The sequence below is a fragment of the Paenibacillus polymyxa genome, from assembly GCF_015710975.1.
Lineage (GTDB): Bacteria > Bacillota > Bacilli > Paenibacillales > Paenibacillaceae > Paenibacillus > Paenibacillus polymyxa.
The window spans coordinates 1367501-1387755 of the sequence record NZ_CP049783.1 but is presented as its reverse complement, the minus strand read 5'-3'; the positions used below and the strand labels follow the sequence as shown (position 1 = coordinate 1387755).

Genomic DNA, 20255 nt, shown 5'->3' with positions numbered 1-20255 from the left:
TTTTATCTGCGGCGGGCGTCCCTTTTTGTATGGACAACGCTTCTAATGTAGCTGGATAGAATAACCGATACAAAAAGATAGACGTTATTGAAAAGAGCGGGGGATTTATGAAAAAACAGGGTGTTTTATTTTTTATTATACTTCTGCTTGCGGTTGCGTTGCCGGTGTATCCGTTAGTGTCGGGCGTATTATCCGGAAACAGTCATTGGAAAGCTCACAACGGTGTTATTGATTTGCGTAATTGGGACCCCGACAAGGAAGGCGCTGTACAGTTGGGAGGAGAGTGGGAGTTTTATCCTAATCAGCTTTTGCAGCCTTCATCTTTTCAGGAAACGCGAGATCAGGATTGGGGAAATCGTCGAAACTCCTCCAAATTGGGATCAGGCACCGGATCTTCCGCCAAAATTGTGGATGTGCCTGGTAGATGGAATCAGTGGATGCCTGGGGGACAGGCGACTGGATATGGTACCTACCATGTTCGTGTACTTTTACCTGAAAAATTGGAAAATCTGTACGGCATCCATATGCAAAACATTCGCAACTCTAGCCGAGTATGGATTGATGGAGCAGAGGTGGGGGCAAGCGGTATTCCCTCTGTTTCGGCCGAAAAAGGCAAACAGGGCAACGCCCCCTTTGTTGGATTTGCTGCAATAGATGGACATGCGACTGATATTATCGTGCATGTGGCTAATTATAGCTATTCCTCCGGGGGAATCATTTATCCGCTGCTGTTTGGTGATTATGCCAGTATTACGCATAGCCGGGAAGTAGCGATGGCAGAGGACACCGTACTGGTCGCAGGATTTTTTATCCCTACTGTATTTTTTATCATGCTGTACCTTTTACGTAAAAAAGAGAAGGCCTTGCTTTACTTAGCATGCTTTTGCGTCGCGGCAATATTTTACATTCTGACACATGGAGAGAAGCTGCTAGTCTGGGGAATGCCGGATTTGCCTTATGAATGGATATTGAAAATTCAATCGTTCTCTTCGACGCTGTTCTACTATTTTCTGATTCGGTATGTTCATCTTACGACACAGATTGTTATGAATCGGATCGTGCTGCGTCTCTATAGTATTACAACCGCACTGATGCTGGGTATGGGGCTATTGTTGCCTACACTGGTACTCTCATCCTTTGAAACGTTTATCCTTCTTTTTGGTGTAGTCAGTGTGGGATATGTATTACTGATCCTAATTCGTGGACTTGTTCAACGGACGGACGACGCTGCACTGCTAGTCATTAGTATTATGAGCATTCTTATGATTGTGGTGACCAGTTTTGTGTATGTTCTGGGATGGGGAGATGTACGTGGGGTAACAGCCTATGAAATGCTCATATTCGTATTGGCTCAAACGCTGCTGCTGGCCAAACGTTTTGTACATTCGTTCATGGAGGTTGAGAACCTATCACGACGTTTGCTAACCCTGGATGGGTTAAAGGACGAATTTCTGGCGAACACGTCACATGAGCTGCGTACTCCTCTACATGGAATTATTAATATCGCTCAATCCATGCTAGACCGCTATGGGACACAATTCAATGAGCCGCAAAAGCACAATTTGGTCTTGATTGCGAATGTAGGGCGCAGGCTTTCCTATTTGATTAACGATATTTTGGATTTTTCTAATTTGAAAAATGGAAGATTAGCCTTAAACCGCCGGCCTGTAAACGTACAAGCTGCAGTGAACTCTGTGCTGGAGGTATTGGGTCATTCGGTAGGTAAGAAAAAGCTCCAATTCGTCAAAGAATGGCCTAATTCGTTGCCTAAGGTGGATGCAGATGAACATCGCCTGAATCAGATCTTATACAATTTATTGGGGAATGCGATGAAGTTTACGGAGGAAGGCGAAATCGTAATCTCTGCCAAGACCAGGAACCGCGAAATGGAAATTAGTGTGAAGGATACCGGACCAGGTATTGCCCCAGACTATCTTTTGCACATCTTTGAACCTTTTAACCGAGGGGCGAATGCTGAGGACGAAGGATATAGTGGAACTGGGCTTGGGTTAGGCATAACCCGTCGTCTGGTGGAGCTGCATGGAGGCCATATCCGAGTAGAGTCCAGATTGGGTAAAGGTTCGACCTTTTATTTTACACTGCCCTTAGCGGAGACTGGTACGTCGGCACATGAAGCTCAAAAAAATGTTTTGTCTGAGGTTATATTGCAGCCTGGTGTGACCTCGAGTCAGGATGTGAATCCGCTTGAAGAAGATGGATTGGAGCAAGTGAGGAATGTTCCTTACAGAGTGCTGGCTGTAGATGATGATGAGGTTAACCTTCGGGTGTTGGAAGAGCTGTTATACACCACAGGTTGTAGTGTGGTGGCTGTGGAACATGCTGAGGAGGCGCTTCAGCTGCTGAATAGCCGTACCCGATTTGACCTAGTCATTACGGACTGGATGATGCCAGAAATGTCCGGTATTGAGCTGTGCCGACGGATTCGCGAACGGTATTCTCTCTCCGAACTACCCGTGTTGCTGCTGACGGCACGCGACCTGCCCGGCGATATCCGTGCAGGCTTCATGGCTGGAGCCAATGACTTTCTACGTAAGCCTGTTGATGCTGAGGAATTAAAGGCGCGTGTGCGCACCCTGCTGAACATGCGCCATTCGGCAGAGGAAGCGGTGCGTTCGGAAATGGCCTTTTTACAGGCACAAATCAAGCCGCACTTTCTGTACAATGCATTAAATGTCATTGTTTCGACCGTAGCGGTAGACCCGGACAAAGCAGCGGAGCTGCTTATGGAGCTGAGCCAGTATTTGCGGGGAAGCTTTGATTTTCAGAACAGGGAGAATACAGTTCCGCTATGCAAGGAACTGGAATTGGTAGAATCGTATGTGGCATTGGAAAAAGCCCGTTTTGAAGAACGTTTGCAGATGACTATAGAGGTAGGGAGGAACATCCGGTCGCTGATCCCGCCATTAAGCATTCAGCCCATTGTGGAAAATGCAATACGACATGGTGTAATGCAGCGGGCCACAGGTGGAACGGTGCGGGTGATTGTACAAGAGGCTGGAGCCGATTTTGTGGTCAGCGTGACCGATGACGGCGTAGGGATTCCGCCAGAGCGACTGCGACACTTACTGTCGGAGGAGCATGTATCCTCCAGTGTGGGGCTGCGTAATATCCATCGCCGTCTGATCCATATGTATGGAGAAGGATTGGAGATTGAAAGCAATCCTATGCAAGGGACGACAGTAAGCTTCCGTGTGCCGGAAATGACCTTATCTCGCCCTAGTGAATGAATAAAAAATACAGTGCATCTGCCGAAAAAAGCTAATGTCGCGCCCGAGTTTATACGATATATAAAATATAAGAAATTAAAAATCGGATGGTAAAGCAGACAGCTTGGTCATGGAGCAATGTAATGGATGGTTGCAGCAGGAAGGGAGCGCGGACACAGATGAAGGCGATATTGATTGATGATGAGAGGTCGGCACTAACCTACTTGGAACGGTTGCTGGAGGCGGACGGACGATTAACGGTCATGGGCAAATATACGTCTGCACAAGCTGGGTTGGATCATCTGGCGGCAGAACGTGTGGATATTGTTTTTATAGATATCGGAATGCCGGAGATGAACGGACTGGAGGCCGCCGAGTGGATTCAACAGCTGGACTCGCATATTCATATCGTCTTTGTGACTGCGTACTCGGAATATGCTATTGAAGCATTCGAACTGCAAGCACTGGATTACTTGTTAAAACCTGTTCATGCCCGGCGGCTTAATAAAACGTTGGATCGGATTGTAGCCACGCTGGCAGATTCCCGTCCTTCCAGCTCGGTCGTCGCAGCAGAGCAATTACCCAAAGTGCGTTGTTTTCAAAGGCTTGAAATTTTGGAGGATGGACAAGGAGCCGTGGGAGCAAAGCCATTCAAATGGCGTACATTAAAGTCGCAGGAGCTGTTCTCCTTTTTACTACACCATGAAGGGGAATGGGTTAGCAAGGAGCAATTGCTGGATGCGCTGTGGCCCGAATATCATTTGGACAAGGCTGTTGTTCATCTACATACGTCCATTTACCAAATTCGCAAGGCGCTGAAAGAACGGATGCAAGATACGAAGCTGGAGTACAATCTGGATCGCTATCGTTTGAACCGTAATGGCTGGGTTACAGATGTGGAGCTATTAGAGCGGGGAATTTCCGAATGGGCGGCATCTGGCAACGGCGGTACGCCGCGTATCGAGAGCCTGTTGGCTCTGTACCGTGGCAATTATCTGGAGGAACACGATTACCCATGGGCGTATGCAAAAAGAGAAAAGCTGCGCAATATGTATCTGGCATGTGCTTCAGAACTGGCTAGAGAAGAGCTCCGTTCAGGTCGTGCCCGGCAGTCCGTCCAACGCTTGCTCAACCTACAGCAGCGTGAACCTTATTCAGATGATATCTGCGGTTTGCTGCTGACTGCTTATGCCCAACTGGGAGAGTATATAGCTGCTCAAAAGCATTATGAAAGCTTCGTCAGCTTACTGGAAGATGAGTTGGGTATTGAGCCGCAGCAGGTGACACACCAGTTGTACGTGCAATTGAAAACACAGACGCTACCTGCGTAGACTGTTGTACTGTTTCAGGTAGCCGCTCAAAAACCGCTTCAAAAGGTACTTCATTTGAAGCGGTTTTTTTGTGTGGATAAAATCATTTTAATCGCCTCTTTTCGCTATGATCTGATATTCGCCGAGACCTGCTTTTTTCAGCGGCATATGCATATAGCATATCTCTTCACAGTTAGGTCATATTGAGAGGTTTATAAGCCACGAAGACTTAAGGAGGCCATGGCATTGGGAAAAAGGAGACGAACTGGCTTTAAGGGCAAAAGAATTAGGGTGGACGTTAGACAATCTTCTTCAGCTCACACAGGGCAAGGCGGTAACCCCATTTCGATCAATGCTTCGGATGTTGGGGTAGTAAGAACAGATGTCAAAAATAAATAATCAGCTTGTGCAAAAGCTACATCCTCGACGTAAAAAGATCGCCGGCAACAAATTATCTAACTTGTTCCCGGCGATCTCGTTTTTTGCCATAGTCGGCAGGTGCTTTCATCAGCATCCGCGCCTACATAACTTATGCCTTTCTTCTCGTCTTCACACCACCATCTTAAGCAGGTTTTACTGACCGGGGAGGTGCTGCCTTCAGCACAGCGTATCCGTAGGGTGGAAGCTCGACATGCAGCCCCTCCGGTCCTACGGACCACTGGCTTTCGCCAAAGGCTACCTCCCATTCCTGCTCTGGAATAGACAGTTCAAAAGTGTGATGCTCATCGGAACGGTTGAATAGCACAAGCAGCACTTCTTCGTCGCTGCGGCGCTCGTAGGCGAGTGAAGCGCCTTCCGGCTGTGCCTCCAGGAAAGTGATGCTTCCTTGATCACGAAGGACAGGGTGTGCCTTGCGAAGAGCGATCAGCTCACGATAAAAGTCGAACAGCTCGTGGTCCTGCTTATCGGTGTCCCACTCCATGCACTGGCGGCAGCCTGGATCAGCATCTCCATCCAGACCGACCTCATCGCCGTAAAAAATGCAGGGCGCACCCATGTACGTGAACTGGAACAAAGCAGCCAGCCGCATCAGTCGCTTGTCGCCCCCGCACAGTGTCAACAGGCGCGGTGTATCATGACTATCCAGCAGATTGAAGGCAACCTCGGATGCCTGTTGTGGATAGCGGGCAAGCTGTCGCCCAATGGCAAAGGCAAAGCTCTGGGCATCGGTCACTTTTTTGACGAAAAAATCATTTACCGCATAGGTGAACGGATAATTCATCGTCGCGTCGAATTGGTCGCCCTGAAGCCATTCAGACGATTCATTCCACATTTCACCCAAAATATATGCATCCGGGTTAGCCTGCTTGACTGTCGTACGGAATTCACGCCAAAAGGCGTGATCCACCTCGTCTGCCACGTCCAGCCTCCAGCCGTCGATACCGATCTCTTCAATCCAATGTTTTGCCACATTCAGTAGGTACTCTTTTACCTCAGGATGCTCTGTGTTCAGCTTGGGCATCATCGGTTCCAGCCCGAATGTATCGTAGGTCGGTGTGCCATCGTTCACTTCCAGTGGAAAGCTATGGACATGGAACCAGTCCTTATAAGGAGAGGCTTCACCTTTCTCCAGTACGTCAACGAATGGCTTAAAAGTACGCCCCGAGTGGTTGAACACCGCATCGAGCAGGACCCTGATTCCCCGCTCATGGCAGGCCTCGACCAGTTTTTTTAATATCTCCTTGTCCCCAAAGTGCGGATCTACCTCCATGTAATCCTCAGTATCGTATTTATGATTGGTCGTCGCCTTGAAGACAGGGGTCATATATATGGCGTTGATCCCTAGCTCGCTTAGATGATCCAGATGATCGAGAATCCCTTGTAGATCGCCACCGAAAAAATTGTCTCTTTGCGGTGTGCCACCCCATTCCTCAGCACCTTCCGGGCTAATGGAGGGGTCGCCGTTGGCAAAGCGTTCCGGGAAAATCTGATAAAAAACAGCATCCTTCACCCATGCAGGTGGCTTCAATATATCAATCGGATTTAGAAACGGATATTGGAACAGACTGTCTGCATTTTGGGGTTCCTCGGTGGTGAAATCGTTCTCGTTCATCCAAATTCGTTCCTCGCCGTCTTCCAGCAAAAATCCATATTTCAGCCGACGGTGAGTAGGCTTTACAGTACATTCGTAGTAATCGAACCTGCCATCGGTGGCAAATTTAGACATCGGAATAAGCTGCCGAGTACGATCCCAGTCGTACTTATCTACGGTAAGAACGTGAACAGCAGTCAGGTCATTTTTCTTTGTACGGAGCCGTAAAATTATCGTTTCATCATCATAACCAAAAGCCCAATTACGTTTCGGGTGGTGGTATATCGCTTCCAGCAGCATCAGATAGGCCTCCTTGTTCACCTGCATTCAAATTTGAAATTGTGAAGCGTATGTCGTATAAGGTAGTTATTAACCTTTTTAAGTGGGTTATGTACCATAACTGCTATAATGCCCATTACATAAAAGAAAAACGATAAGTAGGTGTCTATTATGAAAACAAATGTGCTATACATCGAAGATGATCAAGATATTGGTGCTTGGACGCATCAGTATTTGGAAGAGCGGAATTACGCTGTAACCTGGCTTCGCAGTGGGGATGGAGCTGTGGAAGCAGCTCGCGCGTGCCGACTCGTGATTTTGGATGTGATGTTACCCGGCCTGGATGGGTTCACCATTGGGAAGCGGCTCAAGAAAGAGTACCCGGAGCTTCCCATCCTCATGTTGTCTGCCCGTACGTCCATTGATGATAAGTTACAAGGACTGGATTTTGCTGACGATTATGTGACAAAGCCCTTTCACCCCGACGAACTCATAGCACGTATGGAGATTTTGCTGCGGCGATCAGGAAGCGTGTCCGAAGAATCTCTACAACTGGGGCATCTGTCTGTGTTTCCTCCAGATAATCGTATTGTGAATCGTGATACCGGGGAGGAAATTACGCTAACAGGCAAGCAATATCATATTTTTGCTTATTTGCTGCGGCATTTGGGCCAGATTATGACGAAAGAGCAAATGTATGAGGCGGTATGGGGAGATCCATATATCGACGGAGACAAAACTTTAATGGTCCACATTCGGCACTTACGGGAAAAGCTGGAGATTGATCCTGCGGCACCCCGCATCATTGAGACGATCCGTGGTGTAGGTTATCGGGTGAAAGCATAATGAACGGTATGCGTAAGAGGTGGGCATGGTGGCGTCGCAGCTCCCGTCCAGCCCAGAGAGGGCGGTTTCGTAGTTCACTGTTGTTCCGCTATTTGGTCATTATTGTGTTAGCTATGATGTTGTTGCCCATTGTATTGCCTGTTACAACCTTGATATATAGCATACTGTTGAATTTGCAGACGGATATCAAGCCTAAGAATCCTTACTATCCCTCTACGACCCAAACTGAACATAGCTGGCATCGAGAAGCTATCGCCTTGAAGGGAGCTAGTCCAGAGCAAATTTCAGCCCATCTGCGCAAAATACAGCAGGATATGTTCCCAGATTCACAAATATTTTGGGTCGATACCGCAGGGTTAACCAGACTGGAGCTACCGACACAACCTACCATTCCAAAACAATGGAGTGCGGCGCAAGCTATATCTTTTATGAAGCAAGCCAGCTCTGAGGGGCCGTTTACGGTCGTGGCCTTTATTGGCGGGGGCAAGGATGATGTGAATCAGGGCTATATGGTATTAAAAGTGCCCCGTTCGTTCTTTGAACATCCGACTAGTGACAATGGCATGTTGATGTATTATCTCCTTTTTATTCTATTGGTTCTGGGGGCTTTTATATTCGTATCGCTTCTGTTTTTTGGAGGCATTCGGCGGAGGCTGTTGCAGCTTCAGGCCGCCATGTCGCAGCGAGGCGAGGATGGATTACCCATTCTCGTTGCTACCGGACGCCCGGATGAAATCGGCAAACTGGAGGAGTCGTTTAATCGGATGGTTGAGCAGTTGGCAGAGAGTCGAGGACGTGAGCGTCAGGAGGAGGAACTGCGGAAGAGACTAGTCGCCGATCTGTCACACGATATTCGAACACCACTTACGGTTGTGCGCAGCCATCTGTATACCCTGGATGCGGAAAATCTCAGCAGCAAAGGGAAGCAGTCGATTACACTGATGGAAAATAAGTTAAAGGACCTTGGGAGTCTGATCGACAACTTGCTAACCTATAATCTGCTATCCAGTGGCAAATACACCATGAATAACGAGCCGCGTGATATCTTGCGGCTGGTGCGCGAGTGTGCAGCCAGCTGGTACCCAGTGTGGGAAAAGGAAGGCTTTGAAGTGGATATCGACCTGCCTGAGCATAGTTTGGTATGGAATGTCGATGAGCAAGGCTTCCGCCGTCTGCTGGACAATCTTTTTCAAAATGTAGTTCGGCATGCCGCCTCCGGTCGATATATCGGTATTCAAGTACAGAAGGATAACGGAAGAGAGGCATTGGTCATCACAGATAAAGGCCCGGGAATGGAGCAGCAATCCAGTGAAAAAGGAGCTGGAATTGGCCTGGCGATTACAGAGCTCTTGGCGCGCGAAATGAATTTGGAGAGGGAGATTTCTAGTTCATCAGCCGGGACGCAAATCCGTTTTTTAAACAAAACTTAAACTCAGAGTTCCCTTGGCTTTAAACTTGGCACGTTACGATAGGTGTCGAGGTGAGGAACTTGAACGAAACAATTATTGAAACGAACAGTCTCAGCAAAATATACAAAGGCCGCGCCGCGGTTAATCAGCTGGACCTGAAAATAGCACGGGGAGATATTTACGGATTTCTCGGTCCCAATGGAGCAGGGAAAACGACAACAATCCGCATGCTGCTTGGGCTTATTCGCCCAACTCGAGGAACGATCCGTATATTCGGCAAAGATATCCGCAGACATAGACTCGATATTTTGCGTAAAGTCGGTTCGTTGGTAGAGTATCCTTCATATTATGGTCATTTGAACGCCATCGAAAATCTGGAGGCTATCCGTCGTATTTTGAATGTACCGAAAGAGAACATTGCGGAAGTATTGGAGGTCGTTCGCCTGACCAAGCACGCCAAACGCTCGGTTAAAGGCTACTCGCTGGGCATGAAGCAGAGACTTGGTATCGCAGCAGCCCTGCTCGGCAATCCCGAAGTGCTAATTCTGGACGAGCCCACGAATGGCTTGGACCCCGAGGGCATTCAAGAAATGCGCGAATTGATACAGGCGATGCCCAAGCAGCGGGGGATCACTGTACTGGTATCCAGTCATCTGCTGAGCGAGGTAGAGCATATGGCGAATACCGTCGGTATTATTCGTGAAGGGCAACTAGTCTTCCAAAATACGATTCACAATCTTCGACAAGAGTCCGCAGGGGGGATTCGGATTGTAGTATCGGAACCCGAAGCAGCCCAATTGATTGCACGTGAACAGGGCTATCATTCAGTGAAGGATGGGTCAGCACTGAATTTTGACAACATGAATGATGCGGCTGTTGCGCTGCTGGTCAGAAGATTGGTGGAAAACACACATGCTGTATATCGTGTAGAGGAACGCCGCAAATCGCTGGAGGATATGTTCATGCAGGTGGTGGGCAAAGGAGGGGGTTCCCTATGATGCTGCGAGCGCTGACAGCGGATCTGCTCAAAGCACGCAGAAAGGGAATCTGGTTCCTGGTATTCCTCGGTCCTCTTGGGCTGGTGGCCATGCAGGGACTGAATTTCGGACTCCGCTATGACTATCTGATTCCACGATATAAGGGTCGCTTATGGGAAAGCTTGATGGATAACATCGCGTTGTTTGTCCCCCTTGCGCTGGTGCTTGGAGCTACGATGGTCGCTTCCATGTTGGCGAATGTGGAGCATACATCTAACTCCTGGAAGCAGCTGCTGGCTTTGCCTATTTCCAAATTTAGTGTTTATATGGCAAAGCTAACATTAGCCATTGGAATGCTATGCGTGTCCTGTCTACTTTTGACGATTGGGACTTGGACATTAGGAATGCTTCTTGGCTTTGGGGGAGAACCTGCACCGATAGGGGAGCTAATACGGCTCGGATTTTGGCCCTTGGGCGGCACGCTGCCTATACTCGTATTGTTGTTGTGGCTAACGGTCACGTTCCATAATCAAGCGCTACCTGTAACACTGGGCATTACGTTAGGCATTGGGAGCTTGTTTGCTTCCCAGTTGTCCGAATGGTTTCCGCTGGCTTGGCCGCAATTCGCATGGGTTGCGCCACAAGCGTGGATATTTGCGTCCATCGGATGCGGAACAGGTGCAATTCTCAGCCTGCTGACTGCAGCTCATTTTAGCCGAAAGGATGTGGCGTAATGCTTGGAGGATACGTGCGGCTACTTTCTGTCGAACGCATGAAAATGGCAAAGTCGCCTGTCTGGCTGCTCGCGCTCGTCAGTCCAGCGATTGCCGTCCTGATTGGTTTGCTGGCGAATCCGGGAGGAAACTGGCTGTTGCTGCTGGCTGCTATGCTTACAATACATGCAATGCTGTTCCTGCCGATGCTGACCGCCGTGTTTGGGTCTCTAGTCTGCCGATTCGAGCATGGGGGCGGCGGCTGGAAGCAACTGATGTCATTGCCGTTGTCTCGCACGGGGTTGTACGCAGCCAAGCTGACCATCATCATGGCTATGGTCGGACTGACTCAGCTGCTGTTTGGAGGAGCGCTGCTGGGTGTTGGAACTGTGCAGGGAATGAGCGGACCGATTCCTTGGGCCGCAATTGCCCAAAGCCTGCTTGCAGGCTGGGTTGCTTGTTTGCCGCTAGCAGCCCTGCAACTGATGGTGTCCTTTTTGTGGTCCAGCTTTGCTGCACCGCTTGCATTGAATTTCGTATTTACCGTGCCCAATATGCTGGTCGCCAACTCTCAGACCTATGGTCCGTACTATCCATGGACTCAGCCTCTATTGGCAATGATGCCGAGTGGGGGAGACAATTTCGGGGCGTTCATGGTGCCAACGGATACACTGTTGATGGTGGTACTGGGTAGCTTTGTCGTGTTTGCGTTTGCTGGCCTGATGATATTTCGTTATAAAGAGATATAAGACGAAATATGGAAACTGAAAAAGCTCCTTATCCTAAAAAGAGGGTAAGGAGCTTTTTTGCTGGTGCTGCAGGTTCGTGTTCTGAATAAGACACTTACTCTATGGGCTTACACTAAGCCTGAAATAGCACGAATATTATTGCTGATCAGGCGGCAAGAGGCGTCAAACTTGGCTTGTTCTTCTGGACTCAGCTCAAGCTCGATGACCTCCTGAATTCCTCTACTGCCGATGATTGCTGGAACGCCCGTGCAGACATCAGTGTGTCCGTACTCGCCGTCCAATACGGCAGAAATTGCTATAATTTTACCATCGTCATTCAAAATGGAACGGGTAATGTACGCCAGCGCATTGGCAATACCAAAATAAGTGGCACCTTTGCGGGTGAAAATCTCCCAACCGGCATCCCTTGTTTTACGGGCGATGTCATCCAGATCAACGTGTCTGAATCGTTCCTTATGCTGACGCAAAATGTGCAAGAGCGGCTTGCCGCCAATCGTAACGTGCGACCAGGCCACGAATTGGGATTCGCCATGCTCGCCCAAGGCATACCCCTGTACACTGCGTGGATCTATGGAAAACACCTCAGAAAGCAACGTCTTGAGCCGGGATGAGTCGATAGAGGTGCCCGTGCCGATCACCTTGTTGCGCGGCAGACCGGATATACTCTGCACCAGATAAGTAACAATGTCGACAGGATTAGCGGCAATAACGAAAATACCGTCGAAACCGCCCTCCATAATAGCTGTTACAATCTCTCTGGTGATATGCACGGCATCGTCCAATACAGATAGGCGGTCTTGACCCGGTTTAGGATTGGACCCAGCCGTTATAATCACAACATCCATATCCGTGCAGTCTGCATATGTGCCTGCACGGACCTTGGTGCGTGTAGACGTAAAATCCATACAATGGGACAGATCCAGTGCATGGGCCAAAGCCCGGTCATACGTGCGGTCAATCATCATGATTTCGTCACAAATGGACTGATTGACCATTGAGTAGGCACAGCTCGAACCGACCATTCCCGCGCCGACAATCGCTACTTTCCTTGCCTTCCCCTTCATTTATGTTTCCTCCTCGTTCCAACGAACGTTAATATGCTACAAATTATGCCTGAAATCCATTTTACGTTACATAACATAACATATTGCTGATCTTTTGAAAATATCCATTTTTTTGTCCTCATTCCGATAAATTAAAAAAGAACGGTGAATAGGGGGAGCAATTTAGGATTAATCAAAGAATAAGTGTAGATTATCCATATTCTTTTATTGGAAGACAGGATGTAAGTTATCTATTTATTTATAAGTGGTTTCCGTATAAATCATAACATGAGCCATATCCATGGAAGAAAAGTTTACGTAACAATATTGGGAGTATGACATTTATGTGACGTATCTTAATGAGTCTCAAGAGTATACAGTGCAGGAGCATTCTTAGCGATGTCGCTTCTTGTATTTTTATAATGTATTCGTTTATGACAAAGGTTCTTAGTAGTCTGCAATATTAGAACTTTTTTGCCAAAGGATTTCCAATGGTTTCCGCGAATTCTACATATACAAGCTTATTTCTTTCCATACCATCCGGGGAGGTAATGATTAAATGGAAGAAAGCAAGTCGACGACGGAAGCAGCAAAGCAACTGGGAATCGGGGCGAGTACCCTTCGTAAATATGCAGCGGCGCTGGAGGAACAGGGATATGTGTTTCAACGTTCCACTAATCAGTCAAGAATGTTCAGTGCAGAGGATGTTGAGTGCTTGAAGGTGATGCGGAGGGCGTTGCGTGAGCAGCATATGACAATGGAGCAATCCGTTCAGGTGGTACTTGAGAGAATAACCGCTCCCTTCCAATTGGAGGATGAAGAATTCCGCTTGCCACCCATCTCGGATGCTGAGTCACTGACCGCAACCTGGCAAGAAATAATGGCGGCGGCTGAGGGTAGGGAAGAGACGGTCATGCAGGAGCAAGCTGCTGCTACGGTTGAGCTGACAGAGATAGAGGATGAAATGAATGTTCAGGAGCTATCAGAGGAACCCATGCAGTCGCAGGAACAGTTCCAGACTTTGACCCCAACCATGGAGTATAGATTGGAGCAAGCACCTGTATCCGTACAAACGCAGGAGTCCGTAGAGCCACAAGAACTGGCGCAGATGCAGGATATGGTGCAAACCGCTTTGTTGGAAATGCGGAGCCGTTTGGAGGAACTGGAAGCAGAGCACAGCCGTTTGATGGAGAAGAATGTTAGCTTATCTAACCAACTAGAGGACCATAAACGTTGGATGAAAGAAAGGGTCGAGGAAGAACGGGATCGGCAGTTAATCACTAATCTACGTACCTATCAGGGCCGGCAACGCAAAACGCGCAGTTCGCTGTTGTCCTGGCTCGGTCTGACACCACGTAGCCGCAGAGAGGCATAACGATCATTATCTTGTCTAATAAGACCATCAGACCTACCCGGCTCTGATGGTCTTTTGGCGTGGATGATATAATAACGGAATACAAGAATACGAGGACAAGTCGCATAGGAAACGTGGCTGCGGCATGTATAGGAAAGGATCTAAGTATGTTTGCTTGGTTGCGGAACATTTATGAATCATGGATAGATTATCCCAAACAGCCTGGTGATTTGCTGAGCGGACGTTATTGTGTTCGTTCGCTTTTAGGCATGGGTAGCTATGGTCTAACCTACCTTTGTCTGGATCGGCACAGCGGACAGGAGGTGGCGGTAAAACTGCCCAGACCGAGCAAACGAGCGCAGGCAGTTCAACTATTGCAGCGCGAGGCTCACATTATGCGAAAGATGGAGCACCCTTTTATTCCAAAGTTGCTTGAAATTGACCAACATTCGGACGGAATGTATATGGTCATGGAATACGTCTCCGGTATGACCTTGGAAGAGCTTATCTTTGAACAGGAGCGTTCCTTTACGGAACAGGAATGTATCGTCTACATTTTAGAGTTAATGGAGCGAGTTCTGCATGTGCATGAACGGGGATACATCCATCGCGATATCCGTATTCCTAACGTAATTCACCGCGAAGGGAAGCCGTACCTAATCGACTTTGGGCTTGCTTTGGCCGTGGGAGAACGACAGGAGGATGTATTCACCGAAGCCATGCTGGAAAAGCGCGCACCTGAGCGACAAGATGTCGCCTTCTACAGCGATTTGTATGATGTCGGGCATTTCATGCTTTTTATGCTGTATAGCAGTTATGAGCCTCAGCCGGATCAACCCCCTGGAAGCTGGCAGGAAGAATTAATGCTGAGTCAACCTGTGCGTCATATACTGGAGCGGCTTTTTCAAATTCGTCCACGTTATGAACATAGTCGACAGTTTATGCAGGAGTTGGAGGAAGCATTGTTGCAGTTAGAGGTTAATCCATAACTTTAATCCCTAAAAATAAACAGGCATTCGCCGCAAAAATGGGGGAATGCCCCTTACGCATTTGACTAGGTCTACATACAATGATCCTGAAATGAGCGAAGGGAGTGTTGTAAATGAGTCATATGTGTGGAGTAGGCGGTATGGGTTGCGGCGTAGGAGCCTGGACCTCTGTAGGAGCGATTCTGGTACTGTTTATTTTGTTGGTGATTATCTCTAAAACCCTATTTCTGTAATTTCGGTTATAGCCGATTTCCTGTAAAATGCACTGATGTTGCTCTGCGTAACGAAGGGCGCACAACAATAAAGCGAAGGCCCTTGATGAGAAGGGGCTTCGCTTTATAAGCTTAAGGAGCCTGTGGCTTGCTTCTTGTGTTACGTTGTACTCCGCCACTGCTTTTTGTTGTGTGGCTAGGAACTAGAGTAGTGACGGCGTTTATCCTTATAATATCGGTGACCGTTATGGCTGTTCTTGTATCCGTCTGATGAAGAATGGCGTCTACGGTCGTAATAACGATCTGAGCTGCTGTATCGCCGCTTATGGGAATGAGAGGTGGAATGTAGCAGGCGGTGCAGTAATTTTTTGAGCATCGTCTAATCCTCCTTCTTATCCTATCCAACTGAGTATAGACAGGTCTTATAAAACGATAATACGCAACAACATTAGAACAGGTTCCGCTAATTTAAGATTGTAGGGACTTGACCTGAAATTCTGCAATATCCTTGAACTCTTCTTCAAATTTACGTGAAATGCGAATATAGATCGGCAGTAAATCGCGATAGATATCTACATGCTCTGCCGCAGGTTTATGCTGATGAGTGGTGCCGATCATACCGGATACTGCATCTAGCGAATCAATTCGCCCTAACGCGTACAAGCCTAGAATAGCTGCGCCTAGACATGAGCTTTCCAGACTTTCGGGGATAATGACTTCCTGATCAAAAATATCTGCCATGAGCTGTCTCCACAGCTCCGAGCGTGCAAATCCACCCGTGGCGTGAATGACAGACGGTCTGTCAATGACTTCCTCCATAGCGAGCATGACTGTATACAGATTGAACAGTACACCTTCCAGTGCGGCGCGAATCATATGCTCTTTTTTGTGCCGCAGGGACAGGCCGAAGAAGGAGCCACGCGCATTTGGGTCCCACAGAGGAGCGCGTTCGCCAGATAGATACGGAAGGAAAAGCAGACCGTCCGAGCCTGGACGCACCTGTTCTGCGATTTGGGTCAGCACATGATACGGATCAATTCCTAAGCGTTTGGCAGTTTCCACCTCAGAGGCTGCAAATTCATCCCGTATCCAGCGGAACACGATACCGCCGTTGTTCACCGGGCCGCCGATGACCCACAGCTTTTCGGTCAAGGCATAACAGAAAAAGCGCCCTTTCGCATCGGTGAGAGGCTTATCAACTACAGTACGGATGGCTCCGCTGGTGCCGATGGTAACAGCGACAACTCCAGGTTTGATTGCATTCACACCGAGGTTGGACAAGACACCGTCACTGGCCCCGATCACAAAAGGGGTCGTCTCCAGCAGGCCCATGTCATGTGCATAGGCTGCGTCCAGTCCTTTTAGCACATGAGTTGTCGGTACCAGCTCGGACAGCTGCTCCTTCGTCACACCTGCAATAGTGAGCGCTTCCTCGTCCCAATCCAGCTGCTTCAAATTCATGAGTCCGGTAGCAGAGGCGATCGAGTGATCCACGACATATTGGTGGAATAACCGGGCAAAGACATATTCCTTTATAGAAATGAACTTGTACGTCTGGGCCGCTACATCCGGTAAATCTCGTGTAATCCACATCAGTTTTGTCAGCGGTGACATGGGGTGAATGGGCGTTCCCGTGCGTAAGTAAATATCGTGTCCATTGTATTTATGTTTGAGCGCTTCAGCCCATTTGGCACTACGATTATCTGCCCACGTGATGGAGGCGGTCAGTGGTTTACCGTTCTTGTCCACCGCCAGTACGCTGTGCATAGCCGAACTAAAGGAGACGAACAGCACATGTTCGGCGGGTACTCCGCTTTGTGTCATGACCTCTTGCACCGTCTCTACGACAGCTTTGAGAATATCTTCAGGGTCCTGTTCTGCCGCATCTGGCTCAGGTGTATGGAGTGGATAGCCCACATGATGCTGCGCGGCAATATTGCCGTTTTCTTCAAAAAGCACTGCCTTGGTACTGGTCGTGCCAATATCGACGCCGATCATATATCGGGTTTCAGTCATATTCATTCTCCCCTTCACTTACCTTATTAGCTATTATCGTTAAATTAACACATCCAGCAGTATAATCAAACCGAATGCGACTAGGGAGAGGATGGTTCCATAACATTCAAAGAGTAAAGGTGCTAATATGTATAGTTAATTGTATACTTGTCGACAATTTAGTCTGAAAAGAGAACCGCGTCAGTTGGAGTGGGCATAAAGACGCGATACAATTGGCTCTTTGTCGGGTATGTTCCGGCTAGGATAATGTCTTTCTATAGGAGGACAAAACACTATCGTTAACCGCGTTGCGAGTGTCTCGGTAATGTTCCTCAATGAGTCGGGATAATTCTTGATCATTTCCTTGTTTTAAAGCATTTGCAAAGGTGCGGTGCTTGTGAATCGTGACTTGAGATTCTTCGATGTTAGACGCAAAACGTTGTTCTGTCGCAGCCAGCATAACCGTCAGGATCAACTGTCTCATACCATTCCAGGTATGGAGAATACGGGTATGGCCTGCTTCCAGAACCAGAGCTTCATGAAAATTAAAATCCTGAAGTGAAAATTCAGCGATATCTCTGTGCTTGAGAGCGACTTCCATTTTGTCGATCATCTGATTTAAAGTGTTTACCAATATGGTATTATCCCTATGTACATACCTTTGAACAACAAAATGTTCAATCAGCATTCGTACGTCGAATAGCTCCTCCATATCATCGGGTGTCATGCCGATCACAACCGCCCCCATGCGCTCCAAGCGGATAAGTCCTTCGGTTGAGAGCACTTTCATGGCTTCACGCACAGGAGAACGGCTGGTACCAAAATCGGTAGCAATCTGATTTTCAGATAGAACAGTGCCGGGTGTCTGCATACCACGTATAATCTGAAGTCGGAGTTCACAAGCAATCCTCTCTCCAAGCGATGCGCCCTGTAACCAGGTTGTTGGATATTTCATAGAATACTCCTATCTTGCAAATAATTTTGCATACTTGTATACAAATTATGGAGTATTATAAACCCCGTTTAAGCCCTTGTAAACGGTATCAATTGACATCGGTTCCATTTCACTGCTTTTAGCGTTACAATAGAAGCAGAAAAAAAGAAGCAGTGAAAAGTGGAACGAACATGGATAAGAAGGAGAACATTTAATGATTATCATTAAAACCAAAGAACAAATTGAAAATATGAAAAAAGCCGGCGAAATTTTGGCTGCTTGCCACCGGGAAATTGCTAAAATGATTAAGCCAGGTATTACGACACTGGAAATTGACGCCTTTGCAGAATCATTTATGAAGAAGCACGGCGCAACGCCGGAGCAAAAGGGTTATAACGGCTACCAGTTTGCAACTTGTGGTTCCCCTAATGATGTGATTTGCCACGGTTTTCCGAACAAAACACCATTGAAGGACGGCGACATCGTGACGATCGACATGGTTGTGAACCTGAATGGCTGGCTGGCAGATTCCGCTTGGTCGTATGCGGTGGGGAATGTGTCTGAGCAGGCCCAAAAGCTGTTGGACGTTACCAAAGAGTCTCTGTATAAAGGGATTGAGCAAGCTGTTGTTGGTAATCGGATCGGGGATATTTCCCATGCGATCCAAACTTACGCGGAAGCGGAAGGCTTTTCGGTCGTACGCGAATTTATTGGGCATGGCATCGGGGAAGAAATGCATGAGCAACCGCAGGTTCCGCATTACGGACCTCCGCACCGTGGACCACGCTTGAAAGAGGGCATGGTCATTACAATTGAGCCGATGCTCAACACAGGCACATACCGCAGTAAAATTGATGCGGACGGCTGGACCGCACGTACGTTGGACGGTGGTTTGTCGGCACAATACGAGCATACGCTGGCAATTACAGCAGACGGTCCTATCATCTTGACCCAGCAATAAAAGCAGGCATCCATCAGTAACCTACAGACTAGCGAATTAAATGAGTTAGACCTATTACAGAAAAGAGGCTGTCCAGAGGACAGTCTCTTTTGCCGCGTGCATTCTAAAAAGAATTTTCTGACGCGGATTTGATTCTGTTAATGGCCCCATATCCCCGTTTCTGCATGTAGTGAGGATGACCGGACTGACAGCCTATAAAAGAAGGTCGTTTTTCTGATGAAGAAAAGACGAACCTGGCACTGATCCAGAGGTACGGGGGATATAGGGGGATGCGGACGGTGATGGGAAAGCGTATATGTGAATGTAAAGGATGCTATTTATTGGGGGAAGTAATTTTAAAAAGCATCAAGCCACCATCAATCGTTAACTTAGATCCAATTATATTATATAGGAAGCTTCGTCAGAGAGAAGCCAAGCAATACCTTTTGCAACTTTTGAAATCGCCAGCTGGCTTCAATTGGTACAAATACAGCATAACTGCTAGCACTCCTTGATATTCAACTGCCCTATTGGGTTGTCGTGGAGCTACAGTATTGATACGAATGCCTTGACTTGCATAATCAAGCGCAGTTGCATTGGTAAGACTTTGAATTGCATGTTTTGATGCCACGTAAGCACCGTATGCCAGAAATGCTTTCAGACCAACTATTGAAGAAACGTTGACAATTGATTCTCTGTAAGCATTTGTTGGATCTCAATTTTCATGTTCCAATATACACCTGAATGCATTAATTTTTATGGTACTCAAAAAGGAAGGTCATTACCCTGACTTTAGCTAATGGTGCTTGCTCTAAAGCACCGCCTGCATTATTGATCGCCCAGTCTAGGCCTGTAATATATCTAATCGCTATGCATGAAAAGCATTTTTCAAGTGCAATAGATCCAGTCAAATACTCACGATAATTATAATGAAGAAAAACAAATTCAAAAGTTTGATGGATACAGTAGTAGAGCCGACTTTCAAAAATCAGTTAGTGGTTTTTAATTGGTATTTTTTACATGTTGTAATCAGTAAAGCGAAGTGGTATATTATTTGAGCTGACAATAAAACAGCCGTTTCAAAAAAGAATAATTAGGGTGAAATGATTTTAATAAAAAAGAATAAAATAACCCTTGCATTTTTGAAATGAACATGATATGATCTTATAGCTGCTGAAAAACGCAGTGAAAAAGAATTTGATCTTTGAAAACTGAACAACGAGTGAGTACGGATTTTATTTATAAA

Annotated in this window: 18 protein-coding genes; 12 read left to right on the top strand and 6 right to left on the bottom strand. The window is 47.4% G+C overall.

Annotated elements, in window-relative coordinates:
- Window positions 1–107 precede the first annotated feature (107 nt).
- From G7035_RS06350 to G7035_RS06340, 3 genes are all read left to right on the top strand, one after another.
- Window positions 108–3248 (top strand): hybrid sensor histidine kinase/response regulator, encoded by a 3141-nt coding sequence (locus G7035_RS06350; protein WP_019685942.1) that lies wholly within the window; start codon window positions 108–110, stop codon window positions 3246–3248.
- An 86-nt stretch (window positions 3249–3334) separates the two neighbouring features.
- Complete coding sequence (locus G7035_RS06345; RefSeq protein ID WP_230877836.1) at window positions 3335–4558, top strand: response regulator; 1224 nt, start codon at window positions 3335–3337, stop codon at window positions 4556–4558.
- Window positions 4559–4783: 225 nt separating this feature from the next.
- Entirely contained in the window at window positions 4784–4936 is a 153-nt protein-coding gene (locus G7035_RS06340) for a hypothetical protein (RefSeq protein ID WP_016818821.1), read from the top strand.
- A 163-nt stretch (window positions 4937–5099) separates the two neighbouring features.
- On the opposite strand, the gene G7035_RS06335 is transcribed toward G7035_RS06340, so the two are convergent.
- Window positions 5100–6869, bottom strand: coding sequence for an alpha-glycosidase (locus tag G7035_RS06335; RefSeq protein ID WP_019685944.1), 1770 nt, complete (start codon window positions 6867–6869; stop codon window positions 5100–5102).
- 150 nt (window positions 6870–7019) lie between these two features.
- Here G7035_RS06335 and G7035_RS06330 point away from each other — a divergent pair, with 150 nt between their 5' ends.
- The 5 genes from G7035_RS06330 to G7035_RS06310 are packed head-to-tail and all read left to right on the top strand — an operon-like array spanning window position 7020 to window position 11542.
- Window positions 7020–7694 carry a response regulator transcription factor gene (locus tag G7035_RS06330; protein WP_017427209.1) on the top strand — a complete coding sequence of 225 codons (675 nt, stop codon included), beginning with the start codon at window positions 7020–7022 and terminating at the stop codon, window positions 7692–7694.
- Window positions 7694–9124 carry a sensor histidine kinase gene (locus tag G7035_RS06325; RefSeq protein ID WP_019685945.1) on the top strand — a complete coding sequence of 477 codons (1431 nt, stop codon included), beginning with the start codon at window positions 7694–7696 and terminating at the stop codon, window positions 9122–9124. Before G7035_RS06330 ends, G7035_RS06325 begins: the two co-directional genes overlap by 1 nt.
- Window positions 9125–9183: 59 nt before the next feature.
- The gene (locus G7035_RS06320; RefSeq protein ID WP_019685946.1) at window positions 9184–10101 is read left to right on the top strand and encodes an ABC transporter ATP-binding protein; all 918 of its coding nucleotides are present in this window, start codon (window positions 9184–9186) and stop codon (window positions 10099–10101) included.
- Complete coding sequence (locus tag G7035_RS06315; RefSeq protein ID WP_019685947.1) at window positions 10098–10814, top strand: ABC transporter permease; 717 nt, start codon at window positions 10098–10100, stop codon at window positions 10812–10814. The genes G7035_RS06320 and G7035_RS06315 overlap by 4 nt, the downstream gene beginning before the upstream one ends.
- Window positions 10814–11542, top strand: a complete 729-nt coding sequence (locus G7035_RS06310) for an ABC transporter permease (protein ID WP_019685948.1) — start codon at window positions 10814–10816, stop codon at window positions 11540–11542. Before G7035_RS06315 ends, G7035_RS06310 begins: the two co-directional genes overlap by 1 nt.
- Window positions 11543–11649: 107 nt before the next feature.
- Here G7035_RS06310 and G7035_RS06305 read toward each other — a convergent pair whose 3' ends face one another.
- On the bottom strand, window positions 11650–12606 hold the full coding sequence (locus G7035_RS06305; protein WP_019685949.1) for an L-lactate dehydrogenase: 957 nt from the start codon (window positions 12604–12606) through the stop codon (window positions 11650–11652).
- Between the two features lie 538 nt (window positions 12607–13144).
- Here G7035_RS06305 and G7035_RS06300 point away from each other — a divergent pair.
- The 3 genes from G7035_RS06300 (at window position 13145) to G7035_RS27290 (ending at window position 15161) form a co-directional block, all read left to right on the top strand.
- Window positions 13145–13960, top strand: coding sequence for a MerR family transcriptional regulator (locus G7035_RS06300; protein WP_019685950.1), 816 nt, complete (start codon window positions 13145–13147; stop codon window positions 13958–13960).
- Window positions 13961–14106: 146 nt separating this feature from the next.
- A complete protein-coding gene (locus tag G7035_RS06295) occupies window positions 14107–14928 on the top strand; it encodes a serine/threonine protein kinase (protein ID WP_019685951.1) in 822 nt (273 codons plus the stop codon).
- A gap of 113 nt (window positions 14929–15041) precedes the next feature.
- Entirely contained in the window at window positions 15042–15161 is a 120-nt protein-coding gene (locus G7035_RS27290; protein WP_013369112.1) for a hypothetical protein, read from the top strand.
- Window positions 15162–15336: 175 nt separating this feature from the next.
- On the opposite strand, the gene G7035_RS06290 is transcribed toward G7035_RS27290, so the two are convergent.
- From G7035_RS06290 to G7035_RS06280, 3 genes are all read right to left on the bottom strand, one after another.
- Window positions 15337–15516 (bottom strand): hypothetical protein, encoded by a 180-nt coding sequence (locus G7035_RS06290; protein ID WP_080561121.1) that lies wholly within the window; start codon window positions 15514–15516, stop codon window positions 15337–15339.
- A gap of 92 nt (window positions 15517–15608) precedes the next feature.
- Window positions 15609–17156 (bottom strand): gluconokinase, encoded by a 1548-nt coding sequence (gene gntK / locus G7035_RS06285; RefSeq protein WP_019685952.1) that lies wholly within the window; start codon window positions 17154–17156, stop codon window positions 15609–15611.
- 238 nt (window positions 17157–17394) lie between these two features.
- Window positions 17395–18090 (bottom strand): GntR family transcriptional regulator, encoded by a 696-nt coding sequence (locus G7035_RS06280; protein WP_019685953.1) that lies wholly within the window; start codon window positions 18088–18090, stop codon window positions 17395–17397.
- Window positions 18091–18283: 193 nt separating this feature from the next.
- Between G7035_RS06280 and map the strand changes: the two genes are divergently transcribed.
- Entirely contained in the window at window positions 18284–19030 is a 747-nt protein-coding gene (map, locus tag G7035_RS06275; RefSeq protein WP_013369117.1) for a type I methionyl aminopeptidase, read from the top strand.
- 400 nt (window positions 19031–19430) lie between these two features.
- On the opposite strand, the gene G7035_RS06270 is transcribed toward map, so the two are convergent.
- Window positions 19431–19658 carry an SDR family oxidoreductase gene (locus G7035_RS06270; RefSeq protein WP_230877853.1) on the bottom strand — a complete coding sequence of 76 codons (228 nt, stop codon included), beginning with the start codon at window positions 19656–19658 and terminating at the stop codon, window positions 19431–19433.
- Between the last annotated feature and the right edge of the window lie 597 nt (window positions 19659–20255).